Raw genomic sequence first — 3,772 nt, 5'->3', positions numbered from 1 at the left:
GGAGAATTGCTCCATCCGCCTTCGGCGCATCTCGCTAGTCTTTTGGGGTAGGCTTCACAATACGTGAAACCCACAAAGCTTCGCTTGGGTTCCACCAAGATTTTTGATATGGGAGAATTAGCTCACTTCGTTCGCTGAGTCTTTTGGGGTAGGCTTTACAATACATGAAACCCACAAAGCTTCGCTTTGGTTCCACGAAAATGTATCATTTGGGAGAATTAGCTCACTTCGTTCGCTGAGTCTTCTGGGGTAGGCTTTACAATACGTGAAACCCACAAAGCTTCGCGTGGGTTCCACAAAACTATTTAAGGAGGGAGAATTGCTCCATCCGCCTTCGGCGCATCTCGCGAGTCTTTTGGGGTAGGCTTCACAATACGTGAAACCCGCAAAGCTTCGCTTGGGTTCCACCAAGATTTTTGATTTGGGAGAATTAGCTCACTTCGTTCGCTGAGTCTTTTGGGGTAGGCTTCACAATACGTGAAACCCGCAAAGCTTCGCTTTGGAGTTTTTTCTTTCGATGACTTCCGAAAACAAGTTTTCGTCGCCCTCAAAAGAAAAAACCCAACACTTTTGTGTTGGGTTTCACTTTTGTAGCGTGAGGGAGACTTGAACTCCCGACCTCCGGGTTATGAATCCGACGCTCTAACCACCTGAGCTACCACGCCATTCTGCTATTTTAGGCCCATGCCCTCTGAAGCCACAGCAAGGTGTGGCAAAGGATGGGCAAAGATAGCAACAAATTATAGCTTAGCAAATACCGCTCTTAGTTTTTTACATTCTTCTTTAGGAAAAATCCCGCCCCCAATTTTTTGGCAGTTTACAATTAATATCTATATTGGACACTTGCTAACCAAAAAGCATATGGAAGATAAAGTAAAATACGAAATGGAATTCCCGATACAGGTTTCACCTTCACTGCTGTATCAATATATATCAACCCCGTCCGGCATGAGTGAGTGGTACGCCGATAACGTAAACTCACGAGGCGAGTATTTTACTTTCATATGGGAAGGAAGTGAAGAAAAAGCCAAACTACTAGGCAAAAAGAACGGAGAGCGTATTAAATTCCGTTGGTTGGAAGACGAAGACACCAACTATTTTTTCGAGCTCCGCATCCAGGTAGACGAGATCACCAAGGACGTTTCTCTTATGGTTACCGACTTCGCTGAAGACGAAGATGAGGTAGAGGAGGGGAAGTTGCTTTGGACCAATATGATCTCTGAACTTAAACATATACTGGGGTCTACTTGATTTAGTTCTCAATCTTAGAAACTTATTATTCAATTGTCAGTTCGAGTGATCCACCGAAGCTTTTCAGCCTTCGTAGCCAAGCCACTTCGGCGAAGTAGGCTCACGAAGGTGGGTTGTATCGAGAACCAACTTTTTAATAATTTACATCCCTTCTTTTTTGCATTGCCCAAATTCTTTTATGTTCTTTTTCCATTGATGAAAAAGAACCAAAAAATCTAGACCAGCACAAACAACTACTAAATTACTACGGTCGCGTTGCTGCACGTTCTTAACCTAGTCTGCTTCGCAGCCTTCGAACAACAGAACGTGTTAATCGCTCCGCAACCTTGAATTTTACGTAGTTCTTTCTGAAGGTCGAGTTTTTGACTGGGCGTTAATTAAAACCCTTTTCGTCAGTATAGATGAGTAATTTCCGCTAAGAAATCGCGAAGCCATGTAGTGATTTTTCTGCATCCGACGAATCACGCAACAGCGTGATGAGAGGAATGCACCCGAATGGTTTTGGGCTGAAGGACCAAAAATACCTACGAAAAGGCATCTTTTCTTCCCGCCCGTACCGAACGGTACGTTCGGGCGGGTTGCTTCGTTTTACTCACTCAAGGATATTTGATAAATCTGAGTTCGTGAATCTCCTTCGTCAATTTCTTTGGATGAGCAAAGAAAATGAAGAGAACAACTACGAGGTAATATAACACCCGAAACGACATCGCACATCCACCTTGCTCGAAAACACTCGAAGTGACAGCAGCACCATCGTTGGAGAGATTGAAATCTAAAATACTAACATTCCACCTTACCAAAATACCAGAAGCAAGCCGTATCTTTGCTATTCGAAATTTCTTCTGAAACATGAAACTAAACCTTAACGGCAAACTACTCGACGCGGCTAGCGCAGAAATATCCACTAACAATCGCGGACTCCATTTCGGGGATTCGGTTTTTGAAACAATGCGCTACTCAGGTGGTAAGCTTTTCTTCTGGGAAGACCACTATTTTCGATTGATGGCTGCCATGCGTATCCTTAGGATGGAGATTCCTATGAACTTCACAATGGAACACCTGGAGGAGGAAATAAATACTACCATAACGGCTTCCGAAGCTGAAAAAAAGACCTGCCGTATCCGACTTACCATTTGGCGAAAATGGGGTGGGAAATACGGTCCCAAACACCGTGAGGTCGAATTTATGATCCAACTCGAAGAGCTCGACACACCTTTCTACACTATTTCAGAAGAAAACTACGAGATCGAATTATTTAAGGATCACTATATAAACTCAGGCTTGCTTTCCACCTTAAAGACAAACAATAAACTGGTTTCAGTGCTGGGTAGTATTTATGCTGAAGAGAACGATTACCAGAACTGCCTCATCCTGAATGAGAACAAAATGGTGGTGGAGGCCCTTAACGGAAATATCTTCCTGGTGAACGGTTACAAGATAAAAACTCCTCCCTTATCCGACGGCTGCCTGAAGGGTGTACTTCGGAAACAGATCATCGATATTCTTGGCAAACTGCCCGATTATATCCTTGAGGAAGAAACAGTTTCTCCTTTTGAACTTCAGAAAGCAGATGAGATCTTTATCACCAACGTGATTGGAGGTATCCAGCCCGTTACAAAGTATCGCAAGAAAACCTACGATAATAAGGTGGCTAAGGAACTTCTGGCTAAACTGAATGTGAAGGCGAGGTTAGAGTAGGAGTGTGTGGTTGTTGATTTGTTGATACGTTGATTTGTTTATTCTTGTATTCTAACTTCCGACTTCCGACTTTTAGATATAGGTATATTAGTATCACTTCGTTATTAGTATCGCTACGCTCTTGGAATCTTAGATCGCTAGGTAAAAAAATAGACACCGGACACCGGACACCGGACACCCGACATCGGACACCCGACATCGGACACCCGACATCGGACACCCGACATCGGACACCCGACATCGGACAACAAAAGTTTATGAGTTTAGAAGCTTATGAGTTTATTTTACTTCCGACTTCCGACTTCCGACTTCTGACTTCTGACTTCTGACTTCGGACTTCCGACACCCAACACCGGACACCCGACATCGGACACCCGACATCGGACACCCGACATCGGACAACAAAAGTTTATGAGTTTAGAAGCTTAGGAGTTTATTTTACTTCCGACTTCCGACTTCCGACTTCCGACTTCTGACTTCTGACTTCGGACTTCCGACACCCAACACCGGACACCGGACACCGGACACCCGACACCGGACAACAAAAATTTATGAGTTTAGAAGCTTATGAGTTTAGAAGCTTATGAGTTTATTTTACTTCCGACTTCCGACTTCTGACTTCCGACTTCTGACTTCCGACACCCAACACCCAACATCGGACACCCGACATCGGACAACAAAAGTTTATGAGTTTAGAAGGTTAGGAGTTTAATTTGCCTTGTACTTTCGACATCGGACATCGGACATCGGACATCGGACATCGGACATCGGACATCGGACATCGGACATCGGACATCGGACATCGGACATCGGACATCGGACA

General features: G+C 44.2%; 2 protein-coding genes and 1 tRNA gene. 2 read left to right on the top strand and 1 reads right to left on the bottom strand.

Features of this window, described 5'->3' with window-relative positions; genetic code table 11:
* Positions 1–591: 591 nt before the first annotated feature.
* Positions 592–665: transfer RNA gene (locus J1N09_RS15325), tRNA-Met, on the bottom strand.
* Between the two features lie 196 nt (positions 666–861).
* On the opposite strand from J1N09_RS15325, the gene J1N09_RS15320 reads away from it, so the two are divergent.
* Positions 862–1,251 carry an START-like domain-containing protein gene (locus tag J1N09_RS15320; RefSeq protein ID WP_265201158.1) on the top strand — a complete coding sequence of 130 codons (390 nt, stop codon included), beginning with the start codon at positions 862–864 and terminating at the stop codon, positions 1,249–1,251.
* A gap of 849 nt (positions 1,252–2,100) precedes the next feature.
* Positions 2,101–2,949, top strand: a complete 849-nt coding sequence (locus tag J1N09_RS15315) for an aminotransferase class IV (RefSeq protein WP_265201157.1) — start codon at positions 2,101–2,103, stop codon at positions 2,947–2,949.
* The last annotated feature ends 823 nt before the right edge of the window (positions 2,950–3,772 follow it).

The organism is Aureitalea sp. L0-47 (assembly GCF_026126405.1).
Classification (GTDB): domain Bacteria; phylum Bacteroidota; class Bacteroidia; order Flavobacteriales; family Flavobacteriaceae; genus Pukyongia.
Note: the sequence above shows the minus strand (reverse complement) of the source record. Positions and strands in the feature narration are given on the sequence as shown.